At 40.2% G+C, this 17,577-nt stretch carries 18 protein-coding genes, 1 other RNA gene and 1 riboswitch; of the genes, 3 read left to right on the top strand and 16 right to left on the bottom strand.

Features of this window, described 5'->3' with window-relative positions:
• Positions 1 to 8 precede the first annotated feature (8 nt).
• The gene (locus K8L98_RS16125; RefSeq protein WP_223436158.1) at positions 9 to 662 is read right to left on the bottom strand and encodes an MtnX-like HAD-IB family phosphatase; all 654 of its coding nucleotides are present in this window, start codon (positions 660 to 662) and stop codon (positions 9 to 11) included.
• Between the two features lie 104 nt (positions 663 to 766).
• Between K8L98_RS16125 and K8L98_RS16130 the strand changes: the two genes are divergently transcribed.
• Positions 767 to 1,525 (top strand): L,D-transpeptidase family protein, encoded by a 759-nt coding sequence (locus K8L98_RS16130; RefSeq protein WP_223436160.1) that lies wholly within the window; start codon positions 767 to 769, stop codon positions 1,523 to 1,525.
• A gap of 40 nt (positions 1,526 to 1,565) precedes the next feature.
• On the opposite strand, the gene K8L98_RS16135 is transcribed toward K8L98_RS16130, so the two are convergent.
• The 15 genes from K8L98_RS16135 to K8L98_RS16210 form a co-directional block, all read right to left on the bottom strand.
• The gene (locus tag K8L98_RS16135) at positions 1,566 to 1,850 is read right to left on the bottom strand and encodes a DUF3219 family protein (protein ID WP_223436162.1); all 285 of its coding nucleotides are present in this window, start codon (positions 1,848 to 1,850) and stop codon (positions 1,566 to 1,568) included.
• A gap of 121 nt (positions 1,851 to 1,971) precedes the next feature.
• Positions 1,972 to 3,282 carry a nucleobase:cation symporter-2 family protein gene (locus K8L98_RS16140; RefSeq protein ID WP_223436164.1) on the bottom strand — a complete coding sequence of 437 codons (1,311 nt, stop codon included), beginning with the start codon at positions 3,280 to 3,282 and terminating at the stop codon, positions 1,972 to 1,974.
• Complete coding sequence (locus K8L98_RS16145; RefSeq protein ID WP_223436166.1) at positions 3,279 to 3,872, bottom strand: xanthine phosphoribosyltransferase; 594 nt, start codon at positions 3,870 to 3,872, stop codon at positions 3,279 to 3,281. The genes K8L98_RS16140 and K8L98_RS16145 overlap by 4 nt, the downstream gene beginning before the upstream one ends.
• A 259-nt stretch (positions 3,873 to 4,131) precedes the next feature.
• Positions 4,132 to 4,233: riboswitch (purine riboswitch) on the bottom strand.
• Between the two features lie 173 nt (positions 4,234 to 4,406).
• The gene (locus tag K8L98_RS16150; RefSeq protein WP_240549797.1) at positions 4,407 to 4,652 is read right to left on the bottom strand and encodes a VOC family protein; all 246 of its coding nucleotides are present in this window, start codon (positions 4,650 to 4,652) and stop codon (positions 4,407 to 4,409) included.
• Positions 4,653 to 4,764: 112 nt separating this feature from the next.
• A complete protein-coding gene (locus tag K8L98_RS16155) occupies positions 4,765 to 6,282 on the bottom strand; it encodes a carboxypeptidase M32 (RefSeq protein WP_223436170.1) in 1,518 nt (505 codons plus the stop codon).
• Positions 6,283 to 6,629: 347 nt separating this feature from the next.
• The gene (locus K8L98_RS16160) at positions 6,630 to 8,567 is read right to left on the bottom strand and encodes an ATP-dependent DNA helicase (protein ID WP_223436173.1); all 1,938 of its coding nucleotides are present in this window, start codon (positions 8,565 to 8,567) and stop codon (positions 6,630 to 6,632) included.
• A gap of 172 nt (positions 8,568 to 8,739) precedes the next feature.
• Positions 8,740 to 8,931, bottom strand: coding sequence for a hypothetical protein (locus K8L98_RS16165; RefSeq protein ID WP_223436175.1), 192 nt, complete (start codon positions 8,929 to 8,931; stop codon positions 8,740 to 8,742).
• 60 nt (positions 8,932 to 8,991) lie between these two features.
• The gene (locus tag K8L98_RS16170; protein ID WP_223436177.1) at positions 8,992 to 10,143 is read right to left on the bottom strand and encodes a THUMP domain-containing class I SAM-dependent RNA methyltransferase; all 1,152 of its coding nucleotides are present in this window, start codon (positions 10,141 to 10,143) and stop codon (positions 8,992 to 8,994) included.
• Positions 10,144 to 10,282: 139 nt separating this feature from the next.
• Positions 10,283 to 10,677, bottom strand: an RNA gene (gene rnpB, locus K8L98_RS16175) — RNase P RNA component class B.
• A 69-nt stretch (positions 10,678 to 10,746) separates the two neighbouring features.
• A complete protein-coding gene (gene gpsB / locus K8L98_RS16180) occupies positions 10,747 to 11,052 on the bottom strand; it encodes a cell division regulator GpsB (protein WP_070876299.1) in 306 nt (101 codons plus the stop codon).
• A gap of 76 nt (positions 11,053 to 11,128) precedes the next feature.
• A complete protein-coding gene (locus K8L98_RS16185) occupies positions 11,129 to 11,695 on the bottom strand; it encodes an SLOG family protein (protein ID WP_223436178.1) in 567 nt (188 codons plus the stop codon).
• 68 nt (positions 11,696 to 11,763) lie between these two features.
• On the bottom strand, positions 11,764 to 12,138 hold the full coding sequence (locus tag K8L98_RS26595) for a spore coat protein (protein WP_275976713.1): 375 nt from the start codon (positions 12,136 to 12,138) through the stop codon (positions 11,764 to 11,766).
• Positions 12,139 to 12,483: 345 nt separating this feature from the next.
• Positions 12,484 to 13,728: a ribonuclease H-like domain-containing protein gene (locus tag K8L98_RS16200; protein ID WP_223436181.1), complete on the bottom strand. Its 1,245-nt coding sequence runs from the start codon at positions 13,726 to 13,728 to the stop codon at positions 12,484 to 12,486.
• Complete coding sequence (locus K8L98_RS16205) at positions 13,719 to 16,004, bottom strand: DEAD/DEAH box helicase (RefSeq protein ID WP_223436183.1); 2,286 nt, start codon at positions 16,002 to 16,004, stop codon at positions 13,719 to 13,721. Before K8L98_RS16205 ends, K8L98_RS16200 begins: the two co-directional genes overlap by 10 nt.
• A 248-nt stretch (positions 16,005 to 16,252) precedes the next feature.
• Positions 16,253 to 16,753 (bottom strand): PTS sugar transporter subunit IIA, encoded by a 501-nt coding sequence (locus K8L98_RS16210; protein WP_223436185.1) that lies wholly within the window; start codon positions 16,751 to 16,753, stop codon positions 16,253 to 16,255.
• 183 nt (positions 16,754 to 16,936) lie between these two features.
• Between K8L98_RS16210 and K8L98_RS16215 the strand changes: the two genes are divergently transcribed.
• Entirely contained in the window at positions 16,937 to 17,365 is a 429-nt protein-coding gene (locus K8L98_RS16215) for an Hsp20/alpha crystallin family protein (protein ID WP_223436186.1), read from the top strand.
• A 51-nt stretch (positions 17,366 to 17,416) separates the two neighbouring features.
• Positions 17,417 to 17,575 (top strand): hypothetical protein, encoded by a 159-nt coding sequence (locus K8L98_RS16220; protein ID WP_223436189.1) that lies wholly within the window; start codon positions 17,417 to 17,419, stop codon positions 17,573 to 17,575.
• Positions 17,576 to 17,577 lie beyond the last annotated feature (2 nt).

The following is a 17,577-nucleotide window of genomic DNA, read 5'->3' on the forward strand; positions in this document are numbered from 1 at the left end:
TCATTTTTTCAAAGCATAAGTCTGCCAGATTGGCGCAAATATGCTTCAACTTCTTTAAAATTGTTTACACCAACATATTTGATTCCCTTTTCTTCTAACAGCCCGCAAAGGGAATCCTTGGCGAAGGTTGTATCCGCATATGCAGCAGGGTGAGAGTCAGGTTCGCTGTCTCCAAAGAAATAAACGGTTTCATATTTTTCCTTCAGCTTTAAAATTACTTTCGATTTATCAATGCCGTATCGCTCTGAATATTTCCAGTCTTCTTTGTCAATTTTCAAATGGATATTCCTGCCGTGGTAATATCCCTCATTCGAAAAAATTTCTACATCCAGAGCACCAATATCATCAAGAATATGCCGTATGTAGTAATCTGTACCTGCACTTAAAATGAAAAAATCTCCCCCATTTTTTTGAACAAGTTGGATAAATTGTCCAATATGCTCATCCATAGGCATCGTCAGGATCGATTTTATAAGCTGCTCTTCCTCTTCATGGATTGAGGTGAAAACATGGCTTAAAAAATCAATGTCGAGCATCTGCCCAGCCTTCCATTTTTTATATAGATCATCACCCTCTGGAAAGTAATTTTCTATGACATGATTATAAAAATCTTTCTTGGAGATGGTGCCGTCAAAATCTGATACAAAAGCCCACTTTTTCATTGAATTGACCTCCTGAGATTAATTTTCAATATTTGGATATATACAGGGAGTATTCTCATATGATGTAGTAATTGTTTTTTATTATTACATCAAAGGGGATGCACATGAAAAAAATACTCGTTATTTTCACCTTGGCGCTGATTATGTTTTTTGGCGCGGGAATCAGCAAAAGCTATGCAGCTGGAAATGATTTTATCATCATCAACAAATCAAAAAATCAGCTAGCCTACTATCAAAACAGCAAATTAAAAAGCGTATTCAGAGTAGCTACAGGCAGGCAGCCTTCCTACACCCCGGAAGGAAAGTTTAAAATTGTCAGCAAAATTGTCAACAGACCTTATTACAAAAAAGGCATTCCAGGAGGCGATCCCCGCAATCCGCTGGGTAACCGCTGGCTTGGAATCAATGCCAGAGGAACTTGGGGCACTACTTATGCTATTCACGGCAATAACAATCCAAATTCAATCGGACAATACATCAGTGATGGATGCATCCGTATGTATGACAGCGAAGTTGAGTGGCTTTACAGCCAGGTGAAAATGAACACACCTGTAATTATCACCACTTCAGGCAAAACATTCGATTCAATTGCGCTTTCAAATGGCTACAAAGTCAGCGGAAGCAAAGGAGTCCCTTCTAAACCAGCTGCATCTTCCGGCCAAAATCTAAAAAAAGGCAGCCGGGGCAGCGAAGTAAAGCAGCTTCAGCAGCTATTGACATCAAAGGGCTTTAATACAAAGGGCATTGATGGAATTTTTGGAAACAATACTGATAAAGCGGTCAGATCATTCCAAAAGAGCAAAAAGCTTGTTGTTGATGGAATTGTCGGCCCTGCGACTAAAAAAGCACTTAGTATGTATTAATAGATTATGAAAGCCCTAAAATTCATTTTTAGGGCTTTTTTCATGATATCTCCATCAATTCGAGATGAAAGTCACCTGTTGCATCTTTTTCATATAAATTTGTCAGCGAGGCCGTGTAATTAGTGATGGTTCCTTTAAAAGAAAGATTTCGATCAGGAATATCCACATCAAATGTCTGATTATATAGCAGGGTCGTAATGGCATGATAGTTTTCAGAGTGAACTTTAAAGTCCATTGTTACTTTCTGTGCGCCGTTTTTGGCAGCCTCTTCTTTTAAAAAATAGGGATTGATCTCAGTTTGATTTAAGAAAACCGAATAGGTCATTTCTCCGCATCTCCTGTAAGTTGATAGGGGAATGGTAACATGACTGGGTTAATAATACCAAGAATACAGCTCGGTATATAAATAAAAAAACCTCGCATTTTATTGCGAGGGGGCCAAACTATTAGGAAGCATGTTTTCCATTTAATGCAACGATTCCGCTTTTCTTTTCTTTTCGCACGATGTTGAAAAGAATATTTAATAGAATGGCTGTTAAACTTCCAGCAACAATCCCATTATTCGTTAAAATTTTAACCGATTCAGGAAGATTAGCAAACATATCAGGCACAGCTGTTACGCCAAGACCCATTCCAACGGAGCAGGCAATAATCAGCAGATTTTCCTGTGAAGCAAATTCCACTTGACTGAGCATCTTGATTCCATAGGCAATGACCATTCCAAACATGGCAACCATTGCCCCGCCAAGCACGGCTTCCGGAATGATTGTCGTAAATGCCGCAATCTTTGGAACCAGACCCAGAATCATCAACATACCTGCTGCCGTGTAAATGACATTTTTGGATTTAACACCTGAAAGTGAAATTAATCCGACATTTTGAGAGTAAGCTGTGTATGGAAAGGCGTTAAATATGCCTCCCAATAAATAAGCAACACCTTCTGCGCGATATCCTTTAGCAAGATCCTCTTTCGTAATTTTCTGCTTTGTGAGATCCCCTAAAGCATAATAGACACCTGTTGATTCAACCATACTGACAATTGCAACTAAAATCATGGTTAATATCGGTGCAATTTCAAACGTAGGCGTTCCAAAGTAAAACGGTTTTCCAACTTGAAACCAGCTTGCTTCATACACTGGCTGAATATCGACTTTTCCCATAAAGGCTGCAGCTGCTGTTCCCGCAAGAAGACCGATCAATATGGAAATTGAGCGAGTAAATCCTGTGAAAAAACGGTACAGGAGAATGATGAAAAGCAATACACCAAATGCAAGTCCTATATTTGAAATAGAACCAAAATCAGGCGATCCCTGCCCTCCCGCCATATTATTCATGGCAACAGGAATTAGAGTGATCCCAATAATCGTTACAACCGATCCTGTTACAACAGGCGGAAAAAATTTCGCGAGCTTGCCAAAGACAGTTGAAATTAATATGACAAAAAGTCCAGAAGCAAGAATCGCTCCGTAGATAGAAGATATGCCGTACTCCGTTCCAATCGCAATCATTGGTCCAACAGCTGTAAACGTACACCCGAGTACGACCGGCAAACCAATTCCAAAGAATTTATTCTTCCATACTTGAAGAAGAGTAGCCAGTCCGCACATGAAAATATCAATCGATACAAGGTAGGTAAGCTGTTCTGCAGTAAGTCCCAGTGCTCCCCCAACGATAAGCGGAACGATGATCGCACCTGCATACATCGCCAGAACATGCTGAATCCCTAATGAAAAAACCTTGAATTTGCCGTTAATCATACCGCAGCCTCCTCCGTTTCTTCAAGAAATTGTACTTCATGATTTTCGAGTGATTTTATTCGTGCAAGTGATTCGACGCGGAATCCTTTCTCGCGAAGAATTTTTCCGCCTTCTTGAAAGGATTTCTCAATCACAATTCCGATTCCTGCAAGTGAAGCACCTGCTTGTTCTACTATTTCAGCAAGACCAAGTGCAGCTTGTCCATTTGCAAGGAAATCATCAATGACTAAAACACGGTCTTCGGAAGTCAGATGCTCGCCTGAGACAGCAATGGTATTTTCTTCTTGTTTTGTAAAAGAGTAAACAGCAGCAGTTAAAAGCTGATCTGTAAGCGTCAGTGACTTTCTTTTGCGGGCAAACACAACAGGAACGTTCAGCTCAAGTGCAGCCATAACAGATGGAGCAATTCCTGAAGATTCAATTGTCACGATTTTTGTAATACCATCGTTTTTGAATCGATAGGCAAATTCTTTCCCAACTTCTTTCATGAGGAATGCATCAATCTGATGGTTCAAAAAGGAATCCACTTTCAATACTTGGTTTGAAAGAACTTTCCCCTCTTTTTTAATTTTATCCTGTAGTTGCTTCATGTTTAAAATCCCTCCAAATAATAAGAAAAGTGCAAGCGCCCTTTAGCTCCGGCAGACAGAACAAATCCGGCAGAAAAGTCCGGGTTTGACTTTTTGACGGATTTGTTCTGGCCGAGGAACTTGGCGATGGAGCTAGACATCAATGCGCTAATTTAATGTTCCTTAAAACAAAAAACGGCATTGCCTCACATAGAGTGAGGCAATGCCGCTATATCCGGAAAAAAGAAAAGAAGTTCCCTATAAGGACCTTTTTCGAATAGAAACAACACTGCTCACTCATAGTCAGATGATTTACGGTCATCCGGTAGAAACTTGCAGGCCATATCCCTGCGATTATATGAGTGCTCGTTTATTTGATTAGTTGCATTATAACAAGGATTTTATAGTATGTGAAGTACTTTTCCGGAGAAAATACGAATAATAGCACCGAAAAAGTTTTTAATTATTCGTATTTTCAAACAAGTTAGATATGATTTGGTTATGATCTATTTATGATTTTGTGTAACTCATCTTCCAGGAAACACCATATTAATCTTACTTCTCACTGACTGAAGAGGCTGCAAGCGGCATTAATACGCTGCATCCTTTTAATAGTTTTTCAAAGGCGTAACAAGCAACAAAAAGGAAATTGCCGGTGTAAAAAAAAACATGCTGGACGATGCTGTCGATACACATGATTTCCTGCCCTTTTAAAGTATACAATGCTTGCAGGACAGATCCGTTTTCATGATGATGGATGCTGTTTATCTTTCCTTCAAAAATAGATACATAATCATTCATCGCCTCTTCAGTTTTTCTGAAAACATAAGAAACGGCATCACTTTTTGTTGATTCAGTCCATTCTCTCCTTAAATAGAAAGACCGCACCTCTATACTGTGCGGTCTTTCTATTTTATTTTGCAGCCTCTAATTGGTAAAGCTTTGCATATTTCGTTTCAAGATGCTCAATCAAATATTTGGCATTCAGGCCTTCACCTGTGACATCATGAAGGATTTCAAGCGGCTGTTTCATTTTTCCATATTGATGGATGTTTTCAGTAAGCCAGTTTTTAATCGTGCCGAATTCTCCATTTTCAACAAGCTCATCAAAATTTGGAAGGTCTTTCAGCATTGCATTTTTAAACTGCGCTGCATACATATATCCCAATGCATATGAAGGGAAATAGCCGAACATCCCGCCAGACCAGTGCACATCCTGAAGAACGCCTTCTCCGTCATTTGATGGTGTTACCCCTAAGTATTCCTCATATTTCTCATTCCAAATACGCGGAAGATCTTCAACTTCAATCTCGTCGTTAAATAAACCTTTTTCAATTTCATAACGGATCATGATATGAAGCGGATATGTCAACTCATCTGCTTCAATTCGAATAAGTGAAGGCTTAGATTCGTTTACGCCTCTATAAAAATCCTCTAAAGAGACATCATCAAATTGACCTCCGGCATGCTGTTTCAAAGAATCATAGTAGCGATTCCAGAAGCCTGGATTTTTCCCTATGAATTTTTCATAGAAGAGTGACTGTGATTCATGAATTCCCATTGAAGTTCCGTCACACAGCAGCGTACCTTCAAGCTCTTCAGAAATATTCTGCTCATATAAGGCGTGCCCGCACTCATGAATGGTGCCAAATAACGCTGTGCGGAAATCCTTCTCTGCATACTTCGTTGTGACCCTTACGTCCCCGCGGTTTAAGCTGATTGCAAATGGATGCACCGTTTCATCCAAACGGCCTGCTTCAAAATCATAGCCAAGCTCTTTTAAGAAAAATTCAGAGATTTGACGCTGTTTTTCTTTTGAGATCGGCTCATATAAAAAACCCGTTTCAGGCTGATTAGGAGATTCTGTAATACTCTTTACGAGCGGAACAATGCGTTCCCTGAGCTCACCAAATACACGGTCAAGCACTTCCACCGTTACACCAGGCTCATATTGATCCAAAAAAGTATCATATTTGTTTTCTTTATATCCCCAGTACTCAAGAAACTTTTTGTTTGTTTCAACAAGTTTCTTTAAATATGGTGCAAACAAGCTGAAGTCTGATTTATCTTTTGCTTCCTCCCATACGGATTCTGCTTTTGATTTAAGAATGACGTATTCCTTAAATTCATCCTGTGGAATCACTTTGCTTAGCTTGTATTCTTTCTCGCACTCCAGCGCTGCTTTATACGCAATTTCTGAAACTTCATCTTTCGCCTGTAAAACCTGATCAATATATGATCTCATCTGATCAGACGTCGCCATTTGAAAAACTTCTGTAGACAGGACACCAATTGCCTGAGACCGCTGCTCAACAGCTTTCTTAGGCGCCCCTGTTCTAAGATCCCAGAACATGAGAGAAATTGCTTCATTATAGCTTTTCATTTTTTGAAGGTACTCTAAAAATTCTTTTTCAACGGATTGAATGGACATACTGCTCACCCCTTGATTTTTTATGTAAATAAATAGTAATAATTTTCTAACATTTTCAGATTAAATGATAGGAAAGGTTTTTGTCAATCATTTTTATCGACTGGTTAGTCTGTTTTAAGAAAAGCGGAACCGACTGTTCAGACCCGAAAGAAACCGAATTAGTTATTAAGCCAGGTTGCAAAATGAAGGGCATGAAGAAATGGTATAATCGCTCCAGAATGACTGCCAAAATTCAAAGCGTCATTTACAAGGCGCGCACAAATATGGGGCAGCCGTCGGCATTATGCTTCGTATAACCTGTCATTATTAAAAATTCCATAAAAAAAAGCGAAGGATTCCCTTCGCTTTTAAACGATTTCAGGCTCAACCGGCAATACTGCTTTAACCTGATCCATTACTTTTACATCACGCTCGTTAGAAAGGTAAATCGAAATTTCCCCCTGATCAGTGCTGGTTCTGATCAATCGCCCGATGCCCTGCTTCAATCTTAGAATCATGTATGGCATATCTACATCAGCAAATGGATTTGCCGTGCTGCCGCGTTTTGATTCAAAAACAGGATCTGTTGGAGGAAACGGGAGTGACCAAATGATTACATTAGACAGAGATGCACCTGGAATATCAAGACCTTCCCATAAATGCACAGCACATAAAATAGACGTTTCGTCATTTTGGAATTCAGATACAAGCTGGCTGATTTCCTGATCTCCTTCAAATAGGAATGAGTATTCAGTGTTCTGTTCACTTGTATATTGTTTAAAGACTTCGAGTTCGTTCATGGCACTGAACAAGATGAGTGCCCGGCCGCCGGTCTTTTTAACTTTTTCCAGAGTCTGAATACACTTCATTTTATTTAAATCTTGTGAAGCTGATAGATCATGAAGTTTTATTTTCATATTTTCTTCATAATCAAATGGCGACTCCACAGTGAGAGACAAGTAATCTTTAACTCCAAGACTCCCCGCAATGAAATCAAATGATTTATTGTTAGACAGAGTGGCAGAAGAGAAAACATATGGTTTTTTCTGTGAAAATACTTTTTCTCTCAGCACTTCTTCAACAGTCCGCGGCATAATAATCAGCGAAAAATCCTGCTCTCCGCTTTCTATCCAATGAATGGCGCCGCTTTGCTTATTAAAGAGAGAAATGGAGAACTCCATAGAATCCAAGTATTCTTCGACAATTTTAAGCTCATAAGAATCAATGGTATACATTTCGCTTTCAAAAACGAGTGCTTCCCCGATTTCAGCAAGAAGCCTGTGCAGCTGAATGCCCTGCTTTTTTAAAGTATTATTCATCATAATTTTTGAACGGTGCGAGCCTGGAACTTCTTCAGAGGCATCAAGCAGGCTGTCGAAAAACTCTTCATTTACTACAAGTGTATCTTCTACTAAGTGAGCGAATTCTTCCCGGATATCATTTTGAAGAAGTCTTTCCAGCAGAACAGCAAGTGTGCTGCTTTTCACTCTGTATGTTAAGGCTTTTTGCGCTGCATATTCTAAAAGATGGCCTTCGTCAAATACGACAGAGCTGTGCTCTGGAAGAAGCGGCAGCTGGCCTTCGCGCTTTCTGGAATCAAACGTCCAAATATGCTCCATATAAAAATCATGGGAGCAGACAATCAGATCTGCAGCTTTTCTGTAATGATCGCGTGAAAGAGTTAAGCCGCAGCGATGTCTTTGATCGCATGACAGACAATCCTGAAACGAATCATAATTTACAGTGTTCCACTCTTCATCTGATAAATGAGGATATTCTTTCCGGTCACCATAATGGCTGAAAGATTGCATGCCGGCTTTTTCGTGCACAAACGACGGCAGGGATTCAAATAAATCCAGAAAAAGATCATCGCCAGTACGCTGAATCGTTTGATCCAGTTTCTTAAGACATAGATATTGATCCTGTGACTTCCCTAAACGAACATCGATATTCAAGTCCAAATGCTTGCGAAGCTTTGCAATATCGCCTTCATTTTTAACAAGCTGTTCAATCAGTGTTTCATCCGCACAAGCAATAATGGCTGGTTTTCCTGTGTATCTTGCATAGCTTATTGCATAAAGCAAATAAACAAGAGTTTTACCCGTACCTACTCCCGCTTCAGCAAACATGACGTTTTTTTCTCGGAACGCACGTTCAAGCTGAAACGCCATAAATATTTGTTCATCTCTAAGTTCAAAGCCTTTTTCAGGCAAAATATCATAAAAAACATCGCCGATCCAGTTATTTAATCCTTCATAGAAGGTTTCATTCTTTGATACGGCAAAAGGCAGACGTGACGTCGGCATGTATCAGATCCCCCACATTCTTTTATACTCGAAAGGACATTATTTCACTTAACGCACTCATAGTCAAGATTTCATGCCTATGAATGAACGTAGAATTAGATTGGGTTTTTTATAGCGATGCTGCCTTTTCCCACTAAAAAAGATAGGCTTTCATCACGAGAAAGCCTATCTCTTAACGGTCATAAAGTGTATCAATCAGTACCTTCTGATCAATAGCAGAGGCGTGGGCAACAGCTTTTAGAAAATCAGCGCGAGCATTGCTCAGCGATGCATGAGCTGCTGCGTCCTGACCATTTTCTATGAGCGACAGATAGGAAGACGACAGCGCCTTCGATATTAAGTTAAAGTCTTCGTTTACGTGCAAAAAAACCACTCCCCTGAATTTTATCAATACTGATTCTAGTGTATTCAAGGGAGGATCAATCTATACCTGTTTCTTTTCACGCGGAGGGCGTTTCCCCCAGAATTGGTAATAATCTGTTTCGATAAATCCATTAAACAGTTTGCGTTTTTTTGTAGCCTGTCTTCCGTAAAATTGCTCAAATCCTTTATGGGAAGTCAGCATATAAACAGACCATGTATCATGAGGAGCCAGTGCCCGTCCTAATTCCTTATACATCTGTTCCACTTCTTCTTTTTCGCCGAGACGTTCACCGTATGGCGGATTGCCGACGATAACACCGTACTCTTTTCTGGTCGTGAAGTCGCTGACTTGCATTTGTTTAAACTGAATAATGCCTCCAAGGCCAGCTTCATCCGCGTTTTCTTCAGCTATGCGGATCATGCGGTGATCGATATCATGACCTGCTATGTCAAGAGGGACATCATAATTTGCCAAGTCCTCAGCTTCCACTCTTGCATTGTTCCAGTGCTGCTTATTAATCCAGTTCCATTGTTCAGATATAAATTCACGATTAAAACCAGGAGCAATGTTCTGCCCAATTAAAGCTGCTTCAATAGGAATCGTGCCTGAACCGCAAAATAGATCCGCAAAAGGGCGGTCCGGTGTCCAGTTGGTCAGCATGACAAGCGCTGCTGCCAGTGTTTCTTTTAATGGAGCTCCACCCTGATCAAGCCTGAAGCCTCTTTTATGGAGTCCTGCGCCGCTTGTGTCAATGGTCAGCGTGGCAACATCTTTTAAAAGGGCAATTTCCACTTTATAAAGCGGGCCGGATTCCTCGTACCAGTCAGACGCAATTTTATGATGGCTTTTCAGTTTTTCAACGATTGCCTTTTTCACAATCCGCTGACAGTCAGAGACACTGAACAGCTTTGATTTAACTGATTTCCCAGTGACAGGAAATTCAGCTTGTGCAGGAATAATATCTCCCCAGTTTAATGCTTTTGTTTTCTCAAAAAGCTCATCAAATGAATAGGCTTTGAATTCTCCTACTTTTAATTTGACGCGGTCTGCAGTGCGCAGCCACAAATTTACCCGAGGAATGTCTTTTGCTTCTGCCTGGAATGTAACCTTGCCGTTTTCTGTCGTGCATTCATAGCCAAGATCACGCACTTCTTTTGCAACCAAAGCTTCGAGGCCCATTGCTGCAGTAGCAATTAATGTGACTTTTTCCATGAAATCACCTTCTTTTCTGTATGATCGTACTGTTATCTCAAACTTCTGTATGCTTGATTAACCGAAATTTTATGTAAATGAAAAGCTCTCATCTAAGTGAAGAGAGCCTGTTTCGCATTTATAGTAACCTGTAATAACGTTCTGTAAGCCATGTTTTGTCCCTTTGTACTGCAAACGGCCGGTATCACCTCGTACTCCGGTGGTAATCATCTATCTACAGAAGCGAATCGCTTCCGGCCTTCTCCTTGTTCAATTCCTAAGAGAAGGTGCCCCTACCTATATTTGGGTTTCTCGCTCGAGGGGTTTACCGCGTTCCACTCTTTCAGTTTCCCGAAAGACTACGTCACTGTGGCACTTTCAAGGTATTAGAGCCATATCCCGGATGGGACTTAGGCTTGTTCCCTGCCGTCAGCCAAAATCTTTGGCTGCCCTAGCTTATGACTTCGCTAGGCACGAACACTACGGGCATCTCAGCACCGTGCGAGCATGGACTTTCCTCTACAGCCCTAGAGACTGCAGCGATTACCTGAACGTTATTATTTTTTAAGAGCAAATATTAGTATAGTTAATTTAAGAGAGTATTGCAAGTGTAAATAAATGGAATCAATCGTAAAGCTTGCTGCCAAAAACGTGTTTCTCTAAGTTAGATAAACGTTTCAGAATATCAAAATTCGTGGTATTTGTTTGTACTGGCTGAGCCTGTTTGCGATTAAAAGAATCTTCAAGCTGCTTTGTCAAACGAAGGTTTTCCTGCTGCAGCTCCTCAATTTCCTGATGAAACGTTTCATAATCTTTAATCACTAAGTCTAAAAATTTATCAACATCTTCCTGCTTATAACCGCGCATACCCTGTTTAAATTCTTTTTCTAAAATTTCTTTAGCCGTTAATTTAATTTTATCAGAAAGCATCTCTTTCACCTCGTCACACTGAAATCATCTTTTCATATTTTTTCACATTTTAATTGCAATTGTCAATTTCTCTTCGCTAACTTGACCAAAATCCATCCGATTTACTCTGTTCTTCTTCTACAATCATTTGCAGATCTGAAAAAGAAATCATCATTATTGAATATTCGTTTGTTTCCGCCTTTTTTCTGGCCGTCTCCAGCAAAAATTTTGGAGAACCCTGATTTTCTTCATCATAAACAAGAAGCAAACCTTGACTCTTTGAAACAAAAAACTCATTTTTTAAGCGAAACTGGTTTGGATTTTCATATTTTCGTTTTGTAATACTATCAACGAAATCAGCTTGAGACAGAATGAATTCATAGTATTCTTTATTCTCGTCATTCCACTTCTCTTCCTGATCCAGAAAAGGTGTAAGCACACCCAGCTTTAATTCATCATACTCCAACTGCAAATCAAAGACAACCTCTGCGGCCCATAGCTCAATACCAAGCTGTCCGCTTATCAATACCCATTCTAAGCCATCATCAATCAGCTGACGCAATGACTTTTCAATTGCCTTTTTAATATACCCTATGGAAGGATCATCTTTTTTAAATATGCCCAGCTCAAATGGCTTGTAGCCGGAAACTGTTACTACTTTCATCTATGTATCGTCTCCCTTCAAAAGAAGATAGGAGCTGATACCCTAGCATCAGCTCCTACTATCTGAGGTTAACGGCCGTAAGGACTAAATGGTGGTCTTGGACCGCCGCCGCAGTTAAATTGTTGGTTTGAAACTTGATTTGCCATAGATTGTGTTTGAGGGAAAAAATGTTTATGCTGGACCATTTGATGATTTACTACAGTAGTATGGGTTGGATGAATGTGCGGAACGACTGTTGTAGAAAATGTATGCTGAACACAGCATTTTGTCGGATGGACAATCGGCGGACACATTTTAGTAGGTCCCATAGGTCCCATCATTGCTGGCGATACCATATTTGGTGCAGGCATATTTGGGCCCATTTGAGCTCCGCCCACTGCAGGCATATTCGGTCCCATCATACTGGGTGATACCATATTTGGCATATTATTATTAGGCATCATATTTGTTTTGACTCCTTTCCTTCATTTCTTATCTGTCTTACATTGATAGTCTATGAAGAAAAGTGTGTACATGTACTGATGCATTAACCTAATTTTTACAAGAAAGCGTAGAATGTGTCCTTGAAGTTTGAAAAGATAAAAACTGTTGCAAATAAAACGATGAAAAACAAGTAGAAAATACCTTTGTACATATTCCGATCACCCCAGGCAGATAGTGTTTACAGTCCTTAATTTTACACACATCTACACCATTCTACAATTACCTATTTTATTCTTTGCAAAATTTCACAATATCGACAAATTCTCCGCGAAATACCGCTGATTTTGCGCTTCCCCGGGGAATAATCAGCGGCTTTTATTTCCTAATCGCTTCATTCTTTTTAAGAGCGCAAGCTTTTCTTTTTCAGAATCGGTTTTTAATGTTTGATCTTTTGCTTTAATCGTTAAGTAAGCAGATGCAGCATATGACAGTGCTTTTTCATAGTTCTTTTCTTTGTGTTCATAATACTTCGCAAGCTCTACGGCAGCTTTCGCCTTCTGTTTCAAACTCTTGCTCTCAGCAACAGAATGAAATAATGGCAGGGCTTCCTTCAGTTGTTTTTTCCTTTTCAAATGCATGGCCATTTCGAATTTCGCCTCGAATTCTTTAGCCTCGCTGCGGTCTGCTACAGATCTGAATGTGTCGAACGCTGTTTCTTGATCTCCGGCAGACTGCAGCCATCTTGCCACTTCATACTGCTCTGTATCCGTTGCTTCGACATCCGGGAACAAGATTCGGTAAGAAAGATGTGTGTACAAAGTAATTAAAGAAAGAATATCAATCTCGTTATGAATCATCACACCCTCGATATGATCAGGATCCTGAGATTGAACAAAGGTAAAATAAAGCATAGGAGCAAGATAGCCAGGAACATCATGCTCACGTTCAATACCCAGTATTTCTTTCTCTACTATGCTGAGTTTTACTGATTCCAAACTAGATTTCCATAACCTTCTTGCGGCATGGAACAAATCAAAGTGGCCGAAAGCTGGGAGTTTTGGCACTTGTTCGCGTACTAGAGTATGCCTTGTTTTTACCTGAGGCCAATCGAACGCTTTACCGTTATAGGTAACGAGAGTTTTTGTATTTACATGGCTTAAAAAGCTTTGATAAAGGGCGACTTCGTTTCCCGGTTTGGGGAGAAAATGCTGCTTGACAACCACTTTGTCATGGAAAACCTGTGCGTGCCCAAGCAGAAAGATTGTATTGCCTGCACCGCCCCCAAGTCCCGTCGTTTCTGTATCAAAGAAAAACAATTCAAAAGAATCATGGTCTTTCGATGATAATGGATGCAGGCTGTTTCTTTCATTCCAAAGAGAAACGGCTCTATGAAATTCACCCATTTGATAGAGACCATGTTTAAAGTCAAGCGGATACGTGCGTTCCCTGACCATGCAATACTCTCCATCGAACCAAAAGGGCTTGGCATCCAGAGCCTTCCACTTTTCAAGGTTTGGAATTTCCTCCGAATGGGCTGCCTGTGCAGTTTCTGAACTGCCTTCAAGTGACATATGTGTTTTTAATCGATTTAACTTTCTTTTTAATGACAAGGATTCTCTGCTCCTTTTAACTGAACTAATAATTGAAGGGTATCGTTTTTTTGATGATCAGACCCTTCAATTCCTGTGCACGATGGGCATCCGGATTCGCATGGACAGCCTGCAATCATCCCTATCGCCTCCTGCAGGACGAACTCCATTGTTTCAAACACCTTATTTGAAAGCCCCACCCCTCCCGGATAACGGTCATACAGAAATACAGTCGGCAGGTCATTATGAGTGGCTTTCATTTGCGGAATAACACTAATATCGGATGGATCACACATCACACTCAACGGGACGATATGCTTCAGAGCATGTGCAATTCCCAGCAGCGCTTCCTCGAGCCTGTCTTTTTTAAGCGATTTTGACAGTTCATCCGATAAACTGATCCATGCCGCATTTGTATGCAGCTCTTCTTCCGGCAGATGAATGGGTCCTGAACCGATGTTTTCATGTGTATCGAATTTAATTTTTTTGAAGATCGTAGCCATCGCCTGAACCGTTACATCTCCAAATCCAAGCTGATGCGTTTCAGTGCTTTTTGATTTATCTTCCTCCAGCACTTTTAACTGGACAGCAAGATTTGCGTCCGTAAAATAATCAACATCCACTTCTCTCACAAATGCCTTTTTTTCTTCCCAGTCTAGCTTCTCAACCTGATATTGAATCCCCTGATGCAGGTAGATGGCTTCATCATGCAGCAGAGTCATTGCGCTGAATCGGTCCATTTCCCCAATAACTTTAACGTGAGCGATATTTGTCTGATCAACGATAATGACGTTTTCCTGGGAAGCTGATCTCAGGCTGATGTTATGGGCTGGAAACGAATCGTTCATCCAATGATAACGCTCACGGTTGAAATAAAGCACCTTTTCTTCCGTCAAAAATTCAAGGATATCCTCAAGCTCAGCATTTCCAAAATTTTCACCTTTTTTGAAGGGCAGTTCAAACGCCGCACATTTCACATGGTCTACTAAAACAATGAGATTATCTGGATTTATTATGGCTGTCTCGGGATTTTGCTTAAAAAAGTAATCGGGATGCTGAATAATATACTGGTCAATCGGCGTCGATCCTGCAACCATGACAATAAGCGCCTCTCCGCTTCTTCTTCCGGCTCTTCCAGCCTGCTGCCACGCACTTGCAATGGTCCCGGGATATCCCGTCATTATGCACACCTGAAGCTGGCCGATGTCTACTCCAAGTTCAAGGGCATTTGTACTGACAACTCCAAGAATGTCGCCGTTTCTAAGCCCTTTTTCAATCTCTCGCCTCTGCTTAGGCAAATATCCTCCGCGATATCCGCGTATCGTCTGATTGCCAAGCTCCCCTTTAATTAGCTCCTGCAAATACGTTAAGATAATCTCGACACGCACTCTGCTTCTTGCAAAAACAATCGTCTGAATCTTGTTTTTTAATAGTTCGCTTGCAATTTTTCTTACCTCAAGTGTAGCGCTTTTTCGGATATTCAGCGGTTTGTTCACGATAGGAGGATTGTAAAATAAAAAATGCTTTCTCCCTGATGGTGCACCGTTGTTATTAACAAGAGACATCTCCTCTTCCAGCAAATTCTCTGCGAGTTCCTGCGGATTTGCGATAGTTGCAGATGTACAGATAAACACCGGATTACTTCCATAAAAACGGCAAATACGCTTCAATCTTCTTATGACATTAGCAACGTGGCTGCCAAATATCCCCCTGTAAATATGAAGCTCATCGATGACAATATATTTTAAGTTCTCGAAAAGAGAGACCCATTTCGTATGGTGCGGCAAAATGGCAGAGTGAAGCATATCCGGATTTGTCATGACGATATGCCCCGCTTTGCGAATGACATTTCGGATGTTTGGCGCCGTGTCACCGTCATACGTATATGAATTAATATTGACTCCAAGCTCTGTGATCAGTTCGTTCAATTCGCTTTTCTGATCCTGCGCTAGTGCTTTCGTTGGAAACAAATAGAGAGCTCTGCTTGATTCATCATTTAGAATTTGCTGCAGCACCGGCAAATTGTAGCACAGCGTTTTCCCTGATGCTGTCGGTGTAACAGCTACAAAGCTTTTTTTCATATGTGCAAGCTCATAGGCCGCAGCCTGATGAGTATATAAATTATGTATGCCTCTTGCTGCAAGGGCTGATTTTAATTTTGGGTCCACTGAAGCAGGCATTTCAGCCGTTTTTGCTTCTTTTGGTTCAATTGTATGAGCATGTACAACCTGATGCTTAAACTGCTCATCCTTTTTTAGAAATTCAATGATTTCAGCCAGTGACTGCTTTCTTCTCATTCGCTTCACCTCTCTATTCATTTTAACAGAATAAATGTTCGTTTTTAAGTGGAACAACCCATAATTAATTATTGGAAATTTTGATGAGGTTTACATGAGAAATAGGAGATGTCTGAGGTTTGGAGACCTGATTTAAGAATTAATTCCATGACTTTTTTTATGATTTCTTTACATTGGTGAACTAATGAAAGCCATTCTGTTACTCTGCCAATAAAAAAAGCAGGCAGCTGCCCGCTTTATACATTTCGTTATTTAACTTTTATTTCAAAAACTTTATCAGAGCCGCCTTTAACCTCGCCTAATGGAGATTTTTGCACATTCTCGATAATGTCGCCGTTTGTGATGATGATTGGTGTTATGGTGCTGGCTGCTTTTTCTTTAATTAAATTCAGATCAAACGTAATTAATTTGTCTCCAGGTTTTACTTTATCGCCCTCTTTCACAAAAGCTTCAAAGCCTTCCCCGTTCATTGCAACCGTTTCAAGTCCGATATGAAGCAAAATTTCCATGCCTGTCTGGCTTTTAATTCCAATCGCATGTTTAGTGTGGAAAAGCTGTATGATTTCTCCTTCAACCGGAGATACAAGGATACCTTCAGAAGGTTCAATAGCCATTCCGTCACCCATCATTTTTTGAGAAAAGACCGGATCCGGAACATCTTCAAGATTAAGTAATCTTCCTGTTAGAGGTGCGTAAACCGTTTCTTCTGTTTGCTTTTCAGTCTTTTTTCCAAATAATTTTTTCAGCATGTTCATTCTCCTTTTCTGCTTTCGTTTCTATTATTAGAAATACCCGGTACCCCTGAATTTAAACGCTTCCTTAAGCCCGTCCCCATCTTAATCATCACTATTTAATCACAAAAAGCTTGAATCAAGCAACCAATTCACGGCTTCTTGCATAATTTAGCCTAAAAGAACGGGGAGAGCCCAAAAATGACTAAGAAAAAACAAAATCCTTTTTATGAGCTCGCAGAACAATTTTTTGGCGATAGCTCTTTTAAACAGCATTTAAATGAATTTGAAAAATTGTTTCAGAAAAAAACGAACACATCCTATCTGAAAATTTCTCAGTACGAAGAAAACGGACATTATTTTGTTAAAGCAGAGCTTCCGGGAATAAGCAGGGAACAAATCCGCATTGAACTGCATGAATGCTATTTGACCATCACCATCACCCATCAGGAAGAAATCAACATCCAGCACACAGGAGGTTCGAGCGTTTCAAAGAAATGCGAGCACATCTCTAAAACAGTATTATTGCCTTTTGCCCCGGATAAAAATCAATTATATACAACTTATAAAAACAGCTGTCTGCTGATTTCAATACCTATTGGAGAATCTTTTCCCCCGTCCAAAAATTAACACTATAATTATGCCTCACCTATAAGAAACTATAGGCAGGAGGTGCAATTCATGCAAAATGAACATATGAAAAGAATAAGCGCAGAACCCTCAGATTCCCCAAAGCTTGTGATTAAGACAAATCTGGACTCTTCAACCTCTGCTGAAGAGAATCCTTATTTTTCCGGCAGCGATAAAGAAAAAGTCAAAAAGTATTTTGAGGACCGCTGAAG

Origin of the sequence: Metabacillus dongyingensis, from assembly GCF_019933155.2 — a bacterium.
GTDB classification, from domain to species: Bacteria; Bacillota; Bacilli; order Bacillales; family Bacillaceae; genus Bacillus_P; species Bacillus_P dongyingensis.